Below are 14,685 nucleotides of genomic sequence, written 5' to 3' on the forward strand. Positions count from 1 at the left end.
CCTTTTATCAGGGTTTATTTAACCACCGATTCTATCACCTCAAGGGCATAGTCTATATCCTGGTCGCTGACGTCGTGATGAGTCACCATCCTGCCGCGGCTGCCATACAGGTGTATGGCGAGGACGCCCCTTTCAGACATTTTCTCCAGTATGGTCTTACAGTCCGTGTCTTGTGCTTCGATATCAAAGCAGACGATATTTGTTTGTACCGTATCGAGGTTGACAGAATTGGCACCCATTATCCCCCTAAAACCCTCGGCCAGCCGGCGGGCCTTTTTGTGGTCCTCTGACAATCTTGTTATCATCCCGTGATTTTCGTCGAGGGCAACGATGGCGCAAGCGGCTATGACGCCGGCTTGCCGCATGGTGCCGCCCAGCATCTTCCGCATCCTTCGGGCCTCCTTTATAAAATCCACTGGCCCGACGAGCACCGAACCTACGGGGCAGCACAGGCCCTTGGAGAGACAGAACATGGCCGTGTCGCAGTCGTTTGTAAGTTCTTTCACGTCCACACCCTGCGCCCGTGCGGAATTAAATATCCTCGCGCCGTCAAGGTATACAGGTAAGCCGTGTTTTCTGGAGACACGGGCAATCTCCCCGGTCTCCCGGGGGGTAAGTACTGTTCCCCCCGCCAGATTATTGGTATTCTCGATTACCACCAGGTTGGAGCGCGGAAAGTGCGGGCCCATGTTTATTGTGGATTCTACCTGGGCGGGACTGAAGCGGCCCAGGGCGTCAGTGCGCTGCGGCAGTATTGTTACGCCGGCGAAGGTAGAGGTGCCGCCCAGTGTGAGCTTGTACAGGTGGGCGTTCTCGTCGCATATAACGGCGTCTCCGGGGCGCGTGTGAACGAGTACGGCAACAAGGTTGGCCATAGTGCCACTCGGCAGGAAGAGTCCGGCCTCTTTACCCAACATCGCCGCGGAGAGTTCCTCAAGTTGCTTGACCGTCGGGTCGTCGCCAAACCCGTCATCGCCCACGGCCGCCTTCTGCATGGCCTCCATCATCGCCGGGGTGGGTTTTGTGACGGTGTCACTCCGCAGGTCGACTACCCTCATGTGTCCGCAGGGCCTTCAGCAGTCTTCTCGGAAGCGATTACCTCGTCTGCCAGGCTTTCATAGTCCTTTGCCCCGGCGCATCCCGGCGCATAGAGGTGTATGGGGAGTTCCGAGATGGGGCACTCTGCCAGCCGGATATTTTCTCGTATCACGGTTTTAAATACCTTGTTGCCGAAATGTGCCCTGAGTTTTTCAACCACCTCACGGCTAAGGTTTGTCCTTCCGTCGTACATGCAGGCTACAATACCGGTCACTTCCAGGGACGGGTTTACCTTGTCCTTTATCAGCTGGATGGTGTGTGTCAGCGTCACAAGGCCGTTGAGGGCCAGGATCTTCGTCTCCACGGGAATGAAGACCTCTTTAGCGGCAGCGAGGGCGTTTATAGTGATGACACCAAGTGAGGGGGGGCAGTCGAATAACACGTAATCATAGTCCCCCGGCAACTCGGCAAGCTTTCTTTTCAATATGGTATCTCTACCCGTTTCATTGGACAGGAGCCTTTCCGCGCCTGCCAGTTCAACCACCGAGGGCGCGACACGAAGCCCGTTCATCCGGTAGTCCACTAAAACTTCATTCAGGCCCGTATCCCCTACAAAGACGTCGTATATAGACCTTGCGTTCTCTTCCTTGCCAAGCCCCAGCCACGACGTCAGATTGGCCTGGGGGTCAAGGTCTATCAGCAGGACCCTCTTGCCCCGCTCTGCCAGGCACGCACCAAGGTTTACGGCGGTCGTGGTTTTTGCAACACCACCTTTTTGATTGGTTATTGCAATACTGCGCATTTATACTCAGTCGCGATCGGATTATTTAACGTATTTTCCTACAAAGGCCTCAACGTGCTTTGTTTCACCGAGCACAAGCAGCGTATCACCCTCGCTGACCACGTAGTCAGGGTCGGGAAGTTCGCGTATCTCTTCTTCCACGGTTTCTCCGGCCTTTTCATATATGACCTTCTTTTTTATTATGATTGGCCGTACTTTATACTTGGCAAAAAGCCCCAGGTCATTCAGGCTCTTGCCGGCAAGCGTGTTTGGCCTGACCTCAATCTCCGCGAGGCTCAGTTCCTCGCCCAGCTCGATAAGCTCTTCAAGTCCGGGGGAGGCCAGCCTTATGGCCACCTTTTCGCCGATGTCCCTTTCAGGGAAGACTATCTCGGATGCACCGACCATCCTGAGTATGTCGGCGTGCAAATTAGTACTGGCACGCGCAATCACCTTCTTGACACCTATCTTCTTCAGGATGGCAGTGGCCAGTATGCTCTCCTCGACGTCCAGCCCCATACAGACTATTGCGGCATCCACCTTCTCCATGCCGCACTCCCGAAGGGACTCCTCATCCATTGTCTCTATCCGGATTGCCGAGGTGATGTCGTCCTTTATGTCTTCGACGCGTTTTTTGTTGCGGTCAACGCCGATGACCTCAGCACCCTTTTCTACCAAAACCGTGGCCACTGTCGAGCCGAAGCGCCCCAGACCGACCACTGCGAATTGCTTCAATTTCCATCTCCTTATCCGACTGCTATCTTTTCCTCGGGATAGCTGATTCTCGATGGCCTTGTCTTTATCAATATCAAGGCCAGCGTCAGAGGGCCTAACCGGCCGATGAACATGAGCACGATAATAACGATCTTTCCCGCAGGGCTCAAGTGGGGAGTTATACCGGTACTCAGCCCCACCGTTCCGAACGCGGAAAATACCTCAAAAAGGATCTGTTCAAAACCCGCGTCCTCTATGCTCATCAATATTATAGAAGATATCAATATTACCGCAAAAGCACAAGTAAGAATGGCAAACGCCCTCCTGATAATAAATCTTGGTATGCTGCGGCCGAAGAAGGCGACCTGGTCTCTTCCTCTCATAAAGCTGTAAGTCCCCATCACCAGTATTACGAGGGCGGTGGTCTTTATTCCGCCGGCAGTGCCGCCGGGAGAGCCTCCAATAAACATAAGGAACATAAGCAGAAGCAAGGACGGCGAGGCAAGATCGGTAACGTCCACAGTACGAAATCCGCATGTTCTGGCCATGACCGACTGGAAGTAAGACACTTGAAACTGGTCGAAAGGTTCCAGCGTGGCCAGTACGTGGTTCCTTTCAAACAGGTAGAAGCATACGCCGCCCAGCACTATCAAAATAGCTGTGGTGATAAGTACCATCTGGGTATGGAGGTTTATACCCGTTTCGTACCTGGTGCGAAAAAGGGACAGGAAGGAGTAATACAGGTTGGCAAGCACGTATGAGCCCAGCCCGCCGAGGATTACCAGTGAGGTAATCGTGAAGTTTACCTGGGCGTTGTCACGATAGTCTACAAGACTGTCGTTGAAGAGGTAAAACCCCGCGTTGCAGTAGGCTGAAATAGAGTGAAAGATGGAATAATAAACTGCCGTGCCCGGTTCGGCGATATTTTCCAGGAAGACTGGTAACAAAACACAGAACCCCACGGCCTCGAAAGAGAACGTTACAATGACAATAAAGAGCAACAGCCGTACGACCCCTTCTGCGGAGGTTACGTCCAGCGTTTCCTTTACCGCGGCATGCTGGGTTATGCTAAGCCTTCCGGCAACCACCGCCCCGAAAAAGGCCGCAAGCGTCATTATCCCCAGACCACCAATCTGGATAAGTAGAAGTATGATTGCCTGTCCAAAGGTAGAGAAATACTGCCCGGTCTCCCTCACGGCCAGGCCTGTGACGCAGGTGGCCGAGGTGGCGGTGAATACGGCGTCCAGGAACGGTATAGTCTCCCCCGTGGCCGTGGCCTGAGGAAGGCTCAGTAATCCTGCGCCAACGAAGATAATTATAAGAAAGCTCCCGGTTATTGATATTCCGGGTCTTTTGCCAAGTGTCCTAATAAACTCGCGTGGTACGCTCAATTGTGCGGGTCCTGGAAAATTGTTGAGGCATATTCTCTGGGGGGGAAGGGTATCGGTTGAACGGGCGTCGCAAGGTCCGCGTCCGCATCATAGAGCACATGCATTGTCGCAACACGGTCAACGCATATAAAATCTTGCACGATGCGCAAATACCCCCTCGTACTTCCCTTAGAATCGGGCTTCTAGCACAAGGTCTGTATAATGTCAAGGCTTTTTAGTGATTGACAATAATATACGCATGCTTGAAAATACGACGGGGCAAGAAAGGAGCAGAGGTTTGAAATATGCCATTGTTATAGCTGACGGTATGGCAGACATGCCACAGGACGAACTTGGAGGCAGGACGCCGGTTGAGGAGGCCGTCCTGCCAAACGGCGACTATGTGGCCGGTTCCGGCCGCCTTGGCGTTGCCCGGACGATCCCTGCGGGTTTCAGCCCCGGCAGTGACGTGGCAATCCTCTGTCTCCTGGGTTATGACCCCGGGGAGTACTATACGGGCCGTGCGCCGCTGGAGGCCGCTAATATGGGGCTTGAGCTGGGCCCCGGCGATTGGGCCTTCCGCTGTAATCTCGTTACCGTCAGGGACGACACCCTCGAGGACTACAGCGCGGGTCACATCCCCGATGAAGAGGCCGCGGCGCTTATAACCTCACTACAGGATAAAATCTCCAGCGATGGGGTCAGTTTTCATAGCGGCAGGAGCTACAGGCACATAATGCTCTATCGGGGACGGGAGGATATGAGCGCGCAGTGCGTCCCGCCCCACGACATTACTGGTATGTCCGTGAAGAAGAACCTCCCGAAGGGCAGCGGGAGTGGATTACTGGTGCAGGTGATGGAAGACTCCCGGCCCATCCTCTCCAGACATGACGTAAACCTGCGCAGGGAGAGCCTTAAGAAGCCTCCGGCAAACGCTATCTGGTTATGGGGGCAGGGCAGGCCCCCGGCGATACCCAGGTTTCAAGAGAAATACGGCGTTCAGGCGGGCGCGGTAATCACGGCTGTGGACCTGATAAGAGGGCTATGCGGCGGCTACTTTGGATGGGATATTATTGACGTCCCCGGCGCTACCGGCTACCTGGATACGGATTACGCGGCAAAGGGACGCTACGCCGTAGAGGCGCTTAAAGACCATGACATAGTGCTGGTCCATGTAGAGGCCCCCGATGAGGCCGCCCACCAGGGCAACGTGCCGGAAAAAATCCGGGCAATAGAGAATATAGACAAACACGTCCTCGGCCCCGTACTGCAGGCGTTAAAGGGATACGGTGAGTACAGGGTACTGTACATGCCGGACCATTACACGGTCAGCCAGAAGAGGACCCATTCCGGTGAGCCCGTGCCGTTTGCGGTCTGTGGCACCGGAATAGGCCCGGCATCCGGTCTCAGCTTCAGTGAGTCTAATGCCGTTGGAACGGGTTTCCGCTTCGACAAGGGCCATGAGCTCATGGAATACCTGTTGACGGGCTGAGAGTTGGCGGCCCCGCGGCCTTAGTGTGTCCCTTTAACAATACTAAGGCCGACTACACCTAGTATAATCAGCCCGACAGAGGCGAGTTTTATCGCGCCCGCCGGTTCCTTAAACCACAATATGCCTATTACCACTATTAGTGCCGTTCCCACACCAGACCAGACGGCGTATGCGACACCTATGTCAATGCTCCTGAGCGCCAGCGTGAGCGCGCCGAAACTCAGGCCGTAGAAGACAAAAATCAGGATAGAGGGCAATAACTTTGTAAATCCCTCCGAGAATTTCATCGAGGTGGTGCCGAACACCTCAAGGGCGATGGCGACCGCAAGAAACAGCCAGTTCATTGTAATACCTCCTTCCAGGTGCTTACCGGTTAAACGTTTATGTTACAGGCAACGCCCCAATGCGCGGGGCATATTTTCTCCCCCTCCGGTCAGGAGAGGGAGGAACAGAACGGGCAGGGCCCGCAGAAGGAAGAGAAAGTAGGTGTACCTATGTCTATGCAGTCCACAAATCCCCACAAGCAGTTTGCCAAATCCGGGAAAGTATGGTATACTTGTTATGGATTAAGGAAGTGGGAACCAAGGGTGTACAGAATTAATCCCGCAGCCGATAGCCCTTACAAGGGCAAGTGGGTGCAAATACCCACAAAAGTATTGAAGCTGTACTTCGGGCCATTGTATTGTAGCGGGCAATACAAAGTACACCTTTGGCTCCCTTGTTTTTTTGCCGCAAAGCGATTTGCGGCTTTTTTTATCCGCAGACTCAACCCCGCTGGCTGTTAACAAGTGATTAGAAAACTTTTCCCTTCCTTAACATGTGCAGCCCCGGCCTCCAAAGACGCCGGGTTCCGTCCGCAGGGCCTATGAGGTCTTTTTCTTCCTCTTAGTCTTTTTCTTTCCCTTGGTTTTTCGCGGTGCCGGCTTCTGGGGTTCCAGCCTCATCTCCGCTATTTCGGGATGTATGCCGGTCATATCGTTTATGACCTTTGAGGGCTCGCCTGGGGTTGAACGTATATTGATGTCTCTCTGCGGGAACGGTATCTCGATGTTGTGCTCGGCGAAGAGCTTTTCTATGGCAAAATTCATTTCACTCATGGAATGCCATCTCTCACCGCCATCGTTGGCCCAGTAAATCAACTCAAAGTCATAGTAGCTGTCTCCAAACGCATTGAAACGCACAAAAGGTTTCGGGTTCTTGCGTACTCTCGGATTTTCCGCGGCTATCTTAACCAGCAAGCTTTTTACAAGCGGCACATCGGCCCCATAGGCGACTCCAATCTTTAGTTTTGCTCTTACCTTGGCGGTTGGTTGACTCTGGTTTTGTATGTTGCCGTCCATCAGCTTAGCATTAGGCACGACTATATACACAAGTTCCGGGGACAGTAGTGTCGTGCTCCTTGGGCCAATTCGTTTCACCGTGCCTCTGATGTCATTACTGATAAATACGAAATCTCCAATCTTGATGGGCCTTTCAAACATAAGGATAATACCGCTGAGGAAGTTGTTTACGATGTGCTGCATACCGAAGCCGATTCCGATACCAAGTGCCCCCGCGAAGAAGGCAAGACTTCTTAAAGGTATCCCCGCTATGCTCAAGGCAAAGAGAATCGAAAAGGCGATGATGGTATAAGAAACAACGGCGGAAATGGTAGCCCTCATGCCCTGGTCCAGGCTCAATTTAGCTAATAACCTGGAATCGATAAGCCTCTTTACCAACACCGCAGCAAAGAAGAAGATAACGACCAGTATTATGCTTACTATAATGTTGAGGGGCGTTGTAGATGCCTCTCCGCCCATGCGCAGCTCATATATCAAGATGAACCATATTGTCCCCAGGACGCGGTAGACTTCCGTGGCGAAAGACCTTAGTGGTACGGGAGCAGCCGGTGACGCCGAGACCTGCACAAACGTGGACGCCACCAGGCTTACGACTACCATAATTGTGACTATGATCGAGACATAATCGATAATGCCCCTGCTGACCTTAAACTCCGCTTCCTGTCCTTCTGCCAGCCTTTTGCGGGCCAGTCTGTCAACCGCGAAGACAGTTACCAGCTTTCTTACCACTGCCACGGCAACGACTGCCACCGTACAACCCACTATGGTATCGAGAAGGCGGGTGGTCATTGAGATGTAGCCAAGGGTGTCGACAAGTATAAGTGATACAAGAAACGCTATAATCAGCGGGTGAGCTACGTGTATACAACCCCTCTGGAACTTCTTCAGTTTTGTCGGAGGCGGGGGCAATAAATCAAGGAATACCCGCTTTGGGGCGACAAACCATATAAACAGGCCAAAGACAACAATAAAATATACCCTCCACAGCATCTGGTGGGCGCTTGACCCAAAAGACTCGACGACTCCGGTTATCGTCAAATAGACCGCTGAAAACAGAAGGATTATGTGGAAGGTCTGGTAACTGTGCCGGGCGAGGGAGGGGGGTAAATTCAGGAGGGGCCTGCCAGTCTCGCGCTGTTTTACCGCCTCAACCATAAAGCCGTGCAGAAGCATATAAACGGAGAATACAACAAGTCCGCTCAGAATAGCCTCAATAAAGGGGCCTTTGAGCTCAAGCAGTAGCGCCGCACCATAACAAAGACCCAGAATTAGCCACAGGACTACTCCCTCCCGCAGTACCCGGAACGATGCGGGCAGCAGGCTGGACCGGACGTAACCTTTGTGCTCCTGTTCCTGTTTCTTTTCAGCCTTAATGGCCGGCCTCCTTGTACCTGCTTAGATTTATACGACACCATTTTCTGGCATAGTACGAGCCCACGATGGTTGCCGCTATAAGCGCCAGGATGCCCGCTATGGAGAGTGAGGTCTGCAGTTTTCCCGGGGTGGCGTCTTCCATCACGGTTATCACGTCTGAAAGCTCTCCAGGGCTAAGCATTCTTCTCACAGTCTTTTTTAAACCTGACCAGCTGCTGCTCCAGCTCCGCCTTGTCCAAATGTTCACCACCGCAATCTCAGAGAGTTTTTTCTTGGCGTTTTCCAGCAACGTTATCCCTTTCAGAATGACAACCTTCCTCTCATTCTCTATCCTCGCAACCAATTCCTCCAAGAGGGTTTTTTCCTTCTCCAGCAGCTTCACCCTTTCCCTGGCGTATGCCACGTACTTCTCGGCCATGCCCTTGTCTTTGAAGGTGCCGGCCTGCTGCTCTATCTTGGAGGTTCCACCGGGAGGCGCAGCTAACTCAGCCTTTGCAAGCTCGAGCCTCTCCGAGGCGACGGTTGTTTCCTTGTGGATTGTCTCGGAAAGGCCGCTTGCCACATTTAGCTTTTCATCCCATATCTCAGTCTGTTCGTTTAATTGAGCGAGGTCTGCCTTCATCTCAGCAAGTGTATTTTCTCCGCCAAGCATAATACGGACCTCTTCATTTAACTTCTTGAACTCTGTATCATTTCTGTACCGTCTTGTCCCCTCGGTAATGACCGCGTCCTTTTTCTTTGCAATATCCCCGCGGAGTTTCAAGACTGTGGACTCCAGTTCCAGTGACAGTCTTTCTTCGGGGGATATGTCCTCCTGCTGTCGTTGTTCAAGCTCCCGAGCCTTCTTCAACGCCTCTTCCTCTTCCTTTCGGAGAGCCAATATTTCTACCTTGGCCTCCTTCCTTTTTTCTTCCTCGGTCCACCGCGCCTGTTGCGACTCCTTTTTCAATCTGGCAATCTCTACCTCCTCCACCTTCTTGTCAAGCAATGACGACCTTTGTTTCAGCAGTACCAGCTTTTGCTGCGCGTTGAGTGCGTCTGTCCTCGCAACTTCAAGCTGCGTCTCGGCCAGCTTGACGGTGTTCTGTGCCACAGACAACTCCTCCTCCAGATTGGACGCACGTATCGCATACAGAAGCTTTCTGCTGGCTATAAAGTCTTCGGCAGGCTCACCTTCTGGAGTGGGAAGCCTTTCAAGACCTTTGGACTCCTCCTCAAGCTGTTGCCGCCCTTCTCTTGCCTCCCTCCGGGCTTCCTTAAAGGCGGCCTTACTCTTCTGCAATGCGGCCTGCCGCTGTTTGAGTGTGCCCTGCGCGTCCTGCAGCCGAGCCTCCGCCACCAGCACTTCGGTCTTCGCTCCGGCTGCCTCATCAACCGACAGTGTCTCCACTTCTTCCTTCAGGTGGGCCTTCCGCTCCAGCAGTTTCATCGTTTCCTCCGCCTCCTCAAGAAGCTCCTCTTCTGCATCCAGTCGCCTCTTAAGAAGGCGAAGCATTTTGTTCGATATCCTTACGCCCTCTTTTGTGGCCGCCTCCAGTTGCGTCGACTGCACCAGTTCCGCCTGGCTGGCCATTCTCTCCTTCCTTGCCTTCTTCTGGCCCATTGCCTTCACAGACTCTTGCTCGATCTTGTAAAGTCTGGCCTCAGCGTCCTGAATCGCAGTCTTTATGCCGGATGTTGCCGATTCCGCCCTTTCCTTTACCTTTTCAAGGTCCGTCCGTGCCTTGTTTAACACAGAAACTTCTTTTTTACTGAGGTGTTCTTCAGGCGGCGGCGTGGCCTGGCCCCAGACTGGCGTGCTGAGAGCGACAGATAAGAGGAGTACTACGGACAGTGTTTTCATGAAGTTACGCCTTCAATTAAGAAACGTTCTCTTGTTGCATGAGACATATATTTTTATGTTGCCATGTTGCAGTCGGGAACCCGGGAACCATAATAGAGTGCAGTAGAGGCCAGAACGACAGTTGCCCGGTGTTGTGTGTATCTTTCCCGTTTTGTCCGTCACTTTAGCCATTTCCCCCTCAAAAGTGAACACAATACCATAAAACCGCGGCCTTGAAAACTCAGATTATTTACAGCCGGCCATTCGCTTAATCCCTGTTTCAGCAATTATTTATCTTCTTTTGTCCTCTGGCCTCGCAGCTTATAAAGTTGATCCAATACCTTCCGTGCTTCCGCCAGCTTCGGGTTGAGCCTCACGGCCTCTTCAAGCGGTTTTATAGCCAGCTCATACTGGTCCTTCTTCACGTAGACCATACCGAGGTTATAGTGGTACCCCGCCTCCTGGGGGTCCAGTTTTATTGCCTCCTCAACCTGTCTTATCGCCAGGCCGTATTTGCCTTTACTGACGTAACATGCGCCCAGGAAGCTGTATGCCATCGCGAAACGGGGATTCAGCCGCACGGCCTCTTCAAATTCAGGTATTGCATCATCAAACTTGCCCTCTTTAAAATAGGAGTTGCCTGAGTTGAAGTGTTTCAGGGCCTCGTCCATAGTAGTATCAGCCCACACTGGAGCATGCACCAGCATGGCCAGGGCAAAGGTCAACAATAATCTCATCGGAGTTCCCTTTCTTGTTGTAAGTACCTTCTGCGGTCAATAGAGGAGGTTGCAACGCCGTTGGAGGCCTTTGCCTCGCCTGCCCGCCGCCCGGTGGGCAGGGCAGCGGCTTACGGCTCGCGCGTTTCATTTTATTCAGCGGCGTCATCCTCGTTTAACGTTATTATACCCATCTCATCATGTGTAATCCGGCTCAGCCTTTCCCCGTTTAGGTAGGTGTCAATATAATGTATGCCCCCGCCCTCGTGGTAAATCCTGGCAATGCCGTGCGGTTTACCGTCCTTGTAGGTTGTGTTTTCCTTTAGCAGTCCGTTCTCGTAATACGTCTTAGCCGGCCCTTCGGGTACGCCGCCTTTGTAGGTGCGCGTCGCCTTTAGATTCCCGTTCTCGTAGTAGGTTTTAGTATCGCCATCCGGTCTGGCGTCTTTGTAGTTCGTTTCTTCCTTTAGTTGTCCGTTCCGGTAGTAAGTCTCTGCCGGGCCGTCTTTTTCTCCACTTTTAAAATTACATTCTATCCATGGCTGGCCGTTTTCATAGTATGCCATGAAGGCGCCATCAAGTTTTCCATCCTCGTAATTCCGCACCACCTTGGGCTGGCCGTCCTCATAGTATTCCTTGAGTTCCCCTTCCAGTTTGCCGTCCTGCATGTAATATTTTGCCTTCAGTTGTCCGTTGTCGTAGAATCTTTTTGCAAATCCCACGGGCGTGCCGTCTCTGAACTGTCCTTGTTCCTTTAGCTGTCCGTTCTTATAATAGGCCTTCAACATGCCATGAAGCCTGCCGTTCCTGTAATTAGCCTTTTCCTTTATCTGCCCGTTCGGGTAATAAACGCTGCCCGGCCCGGTAAGTATGCCGGATTTTGTGTAAAGCTCCGCCTTTAGCTGTCCGTTTGCGTAGTAGGTCATGAAGGGCCCTTCCAGCCTGTGTGGTTTGTAGTTCCTTTCGGCCGTCGGGGTTTCGCTATCACGGTATTGCGTGCGCGGCAGGGCGCAGGCGGTACCATGGAAGGGCACCACCACTACGGCCAGAAGGGTCACAATGCAGGCTGCAAACGTACGGCCTCCCCGGGCTTTCACACTATAGAGGTACGTATTGGTCAAGGCCGTACGCATAGAGTCAATTATTTGTGTGAGCGGCACATGAAAGCAGTGTGGGCGTTTTGTCTCACGTGAATTATAAATGAAAGAAGGTCGCATCGGGCGTGTTGTTAGTTGTTCTTTATCTGTATCTTCTTTTCGAGCAGTTTTCTTGCTGCAAGAAAGATTTCTTCGTGCGTGATGGCGGTTATGCAAATGGGGTCGTCGCAGGTGCGCCTGGAGCACGGGCTGCATTCAACGTCCTTCCTGACTACGCTGGAGTGTTCGTTATAAGGTCCGTAAATTGCCGGGTCTTTTGGGCCGAAGATGGCCACCTGGGGGATTCCCAGAACCGAAGCCAGGTGCATCGGGCCGGTGTCGCCGCTTATGAACAAGTCCGACCGGACAATGACGCCCGCAAGTTGCGCCAGGGTAATAGTCTTGGGCGCAAGATATGCGCCCTCTTTCATGCCGGATACAATCTCGTTCGCCAGGTCCAGTTCACCGGGACCCCAGGTCACAACCACCTTTGCGTCCAGTTCGGCTACCAGCATATCACCCAGGCGTATGAACGACTCGCTGGGCAGGCGCTTGAAGGCCCCGAAGTCACTGCTCCCCGGATGGATCACGACAAGAGGGCCCGGCCCTTTGACATAAGCCTCCAGAGAACTTGTGATATAGTCCCTGTCTTGAGGAGAGATGTTGATGGTGGAAGGCTTGTAGGCCGGGTCAATACCCAGGGCCCTCAGCAGGGAGAGGTACTTTTCTACGCGATGTACGGCCTCGTTTGGGGGCGTAACGTGCCGGTTGGCAAAGAGATGGTTATACTCACGACAATACCCCTTCGCGAATCCAATCCGCACCAGGGCGCCGCTCAAGTAGGTCATGACACCGCTCTTCAGGTTGCCTTGAAAGTCTATGGCGACGTCAAAGTTCTTGCTGCGGAGTTCGTTGCGGAAGAAGCCGTTGACCGCAGAGGCGGTGTGGAGCAGGTTTAATGGTCCAAAAAGGCCCGCACGCCACTTCTTTCTGGGGAATACGATGACTTCATCTAAGTCCGGGTGTCCTTCCAGCAGTCCCGCCGTCCTGTCCTCCACCAGCCAGGCAATGTACGCGTACGGGAACTGGCGCCGCAGGCATCTGAGCGCGGGGAGCACGTGTGTGACGTCTCCAATTGCGCTCAAGCGCACTATAAGTATCTTTTCCGGACACTGCATCCTGTTGAATACCCGTGAATTAGGTCAAATAATAAATATACCCCCCCCGCGGGTGGGTGTCAAGGCAACTCTAAGATGTTTGACAATTATGCGTGACGAACGTAAAATCCTTAAATATTGTGAGCAACGGTATAGACGTTCCAAAAGACTTTTCTCTCACACGCCGGGGGAGGGTTACGTTCTTCTTAAAGGAGAAGTATGAGTATCCGGTATTAAAACAGACCTTGACGGATTTCTCCTTTAAGAAGCTTAACGAGGAAAACAGCGCATTTGTGGGACGCAGACCCTGTGTGGCAATCCCTGTGAACGGGCTGAAGGACAAGAGACTCATAATAAGACACTACAGTCACGGGGGCCTCTGGGGGAGGCTGGCAGGCGACGTACTCTGGGGTCAAAGCCGTCCGCTTAAGGAACTGTTTATCGCGGAAAGGGCGCTGGAGCAAAACGTCGACACCGCAGAGGTAGTGGCGTTAAGGTTTACAAACATCTTTGGACCCCTTTGCAGGGCGGATATATTCACCGTAGAGATTTCCGGTGGGGAAGACCTTATTACTTTTCTCACCGGCCGCACCGAAGGGGACGTCCTTTCACATAAAAGAACGCTTATCCGGCACACTGCCCGGGCCGTAAGAAGGATGCACGATGCCGGTATCTATCACGCCGACCTCCACCTGAAAAACATACTTGCAAAGGTGGATGACGGGTGTAAGGTCTATATAATTGACCTGGATAAATCCGAATTGCGCAGTGCCACCGCGGGGGGCGGTCTGTCAATCGAACAGAGGATGGACAACATCTTAAGGCTGGACAGGTCGGTGGAAAAGTTTGGAGAATGGAAGCCCGGCGCCGGACTTGTCACGAGGGCAGACCGTCTAAGGTTTCTCAGGGATTACCTGAGGGGGTGCACTGCCGAAGGCGTCACGGATTTTAGCGACTGGAAGGCTTTGGCGAGGAAATACGCCACCCGGCATGTGGCACACAGGCTCTGGTGGAAACTTCTGGGTGTAATGGGAATTAGACTATATGATTTTGAGGGGCAGGAAAGACAATAATGGCCGCTGACACACCTCTGGCGTTTATTGCCGGTCCCTTAGTCTCGTACCTGATCGGGGGCATACCATTTGCCTATATAGTGGCCAGGCTGTTTGGCGGGCTGGACATCAGGCGGGAAGGCAGCGGCAACGTAGGCGCCACCAACGTCGGCAGGGTAATGGGCTGGCGCTACGGCATATTGGTATTTCTGCTCGACACAGCTAAAGGGTTCATGCCGGTATATCTTGCCATAAAATATTTTGGCCTCGGTCCCGCCCATCCGCTTATCATACTGTGCGGCGCCGGTGCCATCCTGGGGCATACCTTCCCGGTATATCTGGGTTTCAAGGGTGGCAAGGCGGCGGCCACCAGCGTGGGTGTGTTCCTGGTTCTCGCGCCAAAACCCATCCTGGGCGGAATACTGGTGTGGTGTGTGGTACTGGCAATCACACGGTACGTCTCCGTTGGAACCATGCTGGGCGCGGTAGCATTCGGCACCCTGTGTCTGTATCTCAATCCCGACCCGTTTGGAGAGGGCAGGTACCTCATCGCCGTATCGCTCACCGTATCCTTCCTGATTATCCTGCGGCATAAGGGAAACATCAAAAGGCTCCTCGCCGGCACGGAACCACGGCTGGGACAGGATAGTACCGGCTAGTACTGGCTAGTAACCCATAAAAGCCGAACCCATT

Annotated in this window: 13 protein-coding genes; 3 read left to right on the forward strand and 10 right to left on the reverse strand. The window is 53.0% G+C overall.

Going from position 1 to position 14,685, the window contains the following annotated elements; genetic code table 11:
* Positions 1-14: 14 nt before the first annotated feature.
* Genes NOU37_06150 through NOU37_06165 form a run of 4 tightly spaced genes read right to left on the reverse strand, consistent with a single transcriptional unit; the run spans position 15 to position 3,924 of the window.
* Positions 15-1,058: an aminotransferase class I/II-fold pyridoxal phosphate-dependent enzyme gene (locus NOU37_06150; protein ID MCQ4574813.1), complete on the reverse strand. Its 1,044-nt coding sequence runs from the start codon at positions 1,056-1,058 to the stop codon at positions 15-17.
* Positions 1,055-1,840 carry an AAA family ATPase gene (locus NOU37_06155; protein ID MCQ4574814.1) on the reverse strand — a complete coding sequence of 262 codons (786 nt, stop codon included), beginning with the start codon at positions 1,838-1,840 and terminating at the stop codon, positions 1,055-1,057. Before NOU37_06155 ends, NOU37_06150 begins: the two co-directional genes overlap by 4 nt.
* A 21-nt stretch (positions 1,841-1,861) precedes the next feature.
* Complete coding sequence (locus tag NOU37_06160) at positions 1,862-2,554, reverse strand: TrkA family potassium uptake protein (protein ID MCQ4574815.1); 693 nt, start codon at positions 2,552-2,554, stop codon at positions 1,862-1,864.
* An 11-nt stretch (positions 2,555-2,565) separates the two neighbouring features.
* Complete coding sequence (locus tag NOU37_06165) at positions 2,566-3,924, reverse strand: TrkH family potassium uptake protein (GenBank protein ID MCQ4574816.1); 1,359 nt, start codon at positions 3,922-3,924, stop codon at positions 2,566-2,568.
* Between the two features lie 277 nt (positions 3,925-4,201).
* Between NOU37_06165 and NOU37_06170 the strand changes: the two genes are divergently transcribed.
* Entirely contained in the window at positions 4,202-5,395 is a 1,194-nt protein-coding gene (locus NOU37_06170; protein MCQ4574817.1) for a cofactor-independent phosphoglycerate mutase, read from the forward strand.
* A 20-nt stretch (positions 5,396-5,415) separates the two neighbouring features.
* On the opposite strand, the gene NOU37_06175 is transcribed toward NOU37_06170, so the two are convergent.
* The 6 genes from NOU37_06175 to NOU37_06200 all read right to left on the reverse strand — a co-directional run bounded on the left by NOU37_06175 (position 5,416) and on the right by NOU37_06200 (position 12,961).
* Positions 5,416-5,739, reverse strand: coding sequence for a multidrug efflux SMR transporter (locus NOU37_06175; protein ID MCQ4574818.1), 324 nt, complete (start codon positions 5,737-5,739; stop codon positions 5,416-5,418).
* 519 nt (positions 5,740-6,258) lie between these two features.
* Complete coding sequence (locus NOU37_06180; protein MCQ4574819.1) at positions 6,259-7,890, reverse strand: mechanosensitive ion channel; 1,632 nt, start codon at positions 7,888-7,890, stop codon at positions 6,259-6,261.
* Between the two features lie 214 nt (positions 7,891-8,104).
* Complete coding sequence (locus NOU37_06185; protein ID MCQ4574820.1) at positions 8,105-9,952, reverse strand: hypothetical protein; 1,848 nt, start codon at positions 9,950-9,952, stop codon at positions 8,105-8,107.
* Positions 9,953-10,218: 266 nt separating this feature from the next.
* Positions 10,219-10,668, reverse strand: coding sequence for a tetratricopeptide repeat protein (locus NOU37_06190; GenBank protein ID MCQ4574821.1), 450 nt, complete (start codon positions 10,666-10,668; stop codon positions 10,219-10,221).
* Between the two features lie 131 nt (positions 10,669-10,799).
* Positions 10,800-11,705 carry a toxin-antitoxin system YwqK family antitoxin gene (locus NOU37_06195; GenBank protein ID MCQ4574822.1) on the reverse strand — a complete coding sequence of 302 codons (906 nt, stop codon included), beginning with the start codon at positions 11,703-11,705 and terminating at the stop codon, positions 10,800-10,802.
* 170 nt (positions 11,706-11,875) lie between these two features.
* Positions 11,876-12,961, reverse strand: coding sequence for a glycosyltransferase family 9 protein (locus NOU37_06200; protein MCQ4574823.1), 1,086 nt, complete (start codon positions 12,959-12,961; stop codon positions 11,876-11,878).
* 92 nt (positions 12,962-13,053) lie between these two features.
* On the opposite strand from NOU37_06200, the gene NOU37_06205 reads away from it, so the two are divergent.
* Positions 13,054-14,013, forward strand: a complete 960-nt coding sequence (locus NOU37_06205) for a hypothetical protein (GenBank protein MCQ4574824.1) — start codon at positions 13,054-13,056, stop codon at positions 14,011-14,013.
* Positions 14,013-14,651, forward strand: coding sequence for a glycerol-3-phosphate 1-O-acyltransferase PlsY (gene plsY, locus NOU37_06210; protein ID MCQ4574825.1), 639 nt, complete (start codon positions 14,013-14,015; stop codon positions 14,649-14,651). The genes NOU37_06205 and plsY overlap by 1 nt, the downstream gene beginning before the upstream one ends.
* The last annotated feature ends 34 nt before the right edge of the window (positions 14,652-14,685 follow it).

Source organism: Candidatus Bathyanammoxibius amoris (assembly GCA_024451685.1).
GTDB classification, from domain to species: domain Bacteria; phylum Planctomycetota; class Brocadiia; order Brocadiales; family Bathyanammoxibiaceae; genus Bathyanammoxibius; species Bathyanammoxibius amoris.

Coding starts and splice junctions, on each gene's coding strand:
- NOU37_06150 (MCQ4574813.1), bottom strand. CDS start 1,058: ATGAGGGTAGTCGACCTGCGGAGTGACACCGTCACAAAACCCACCCCG.
- NOU37_06155 (MCQ4574814.1), bottom strand. CDS start 1,840: ATGCGCAGTATTGCAATAACCAATCAAAAAGGTGGTGTTGCAAAAACC.
- NOU37_06175 (MCQ4574818.1), bottom strand. CDS start 5,739: ATGAACTGGCTGTTTCTTGCGGTCGCCATCGCCCTTGAGGTGTTCGGC.
- NOU37_06180 (MCQ4574819.1), bottom strand. CDS start 7,890: ATGGTTGAGGCGGTAAAACAGCGCGAGACTGGCAGGCCCCTCCTGAAT.
- NOU37_06185 (MCQ4574820.1), bottom strand. CDS start 9,952: ATGAAAACACTGTCCGTAGTACTCCTCTTATCTGTCGCTCTCAGCACG.
- NOU37_06190 (MCQ4574821.1), bottom strand. CDS start 10,668: ATGAGATTATTGTTGACCTTTGCCCTGGCCATGCTGGTGCATGCTCCA.
- NOU37_06200 (MCQ4574823.1), bottom strand. CDS start 12,961: ATGCAGTGTCCGGAAAAGATACTTATAGTGCGCTTGAGCGCAATTGGA.
- plsY (MCQ4574825.1), top strand. CDS start 14,013: ATGGCCGCTGACACACCTCTGGCGTTTATTGCCGGTCCCTTAGTCTCG.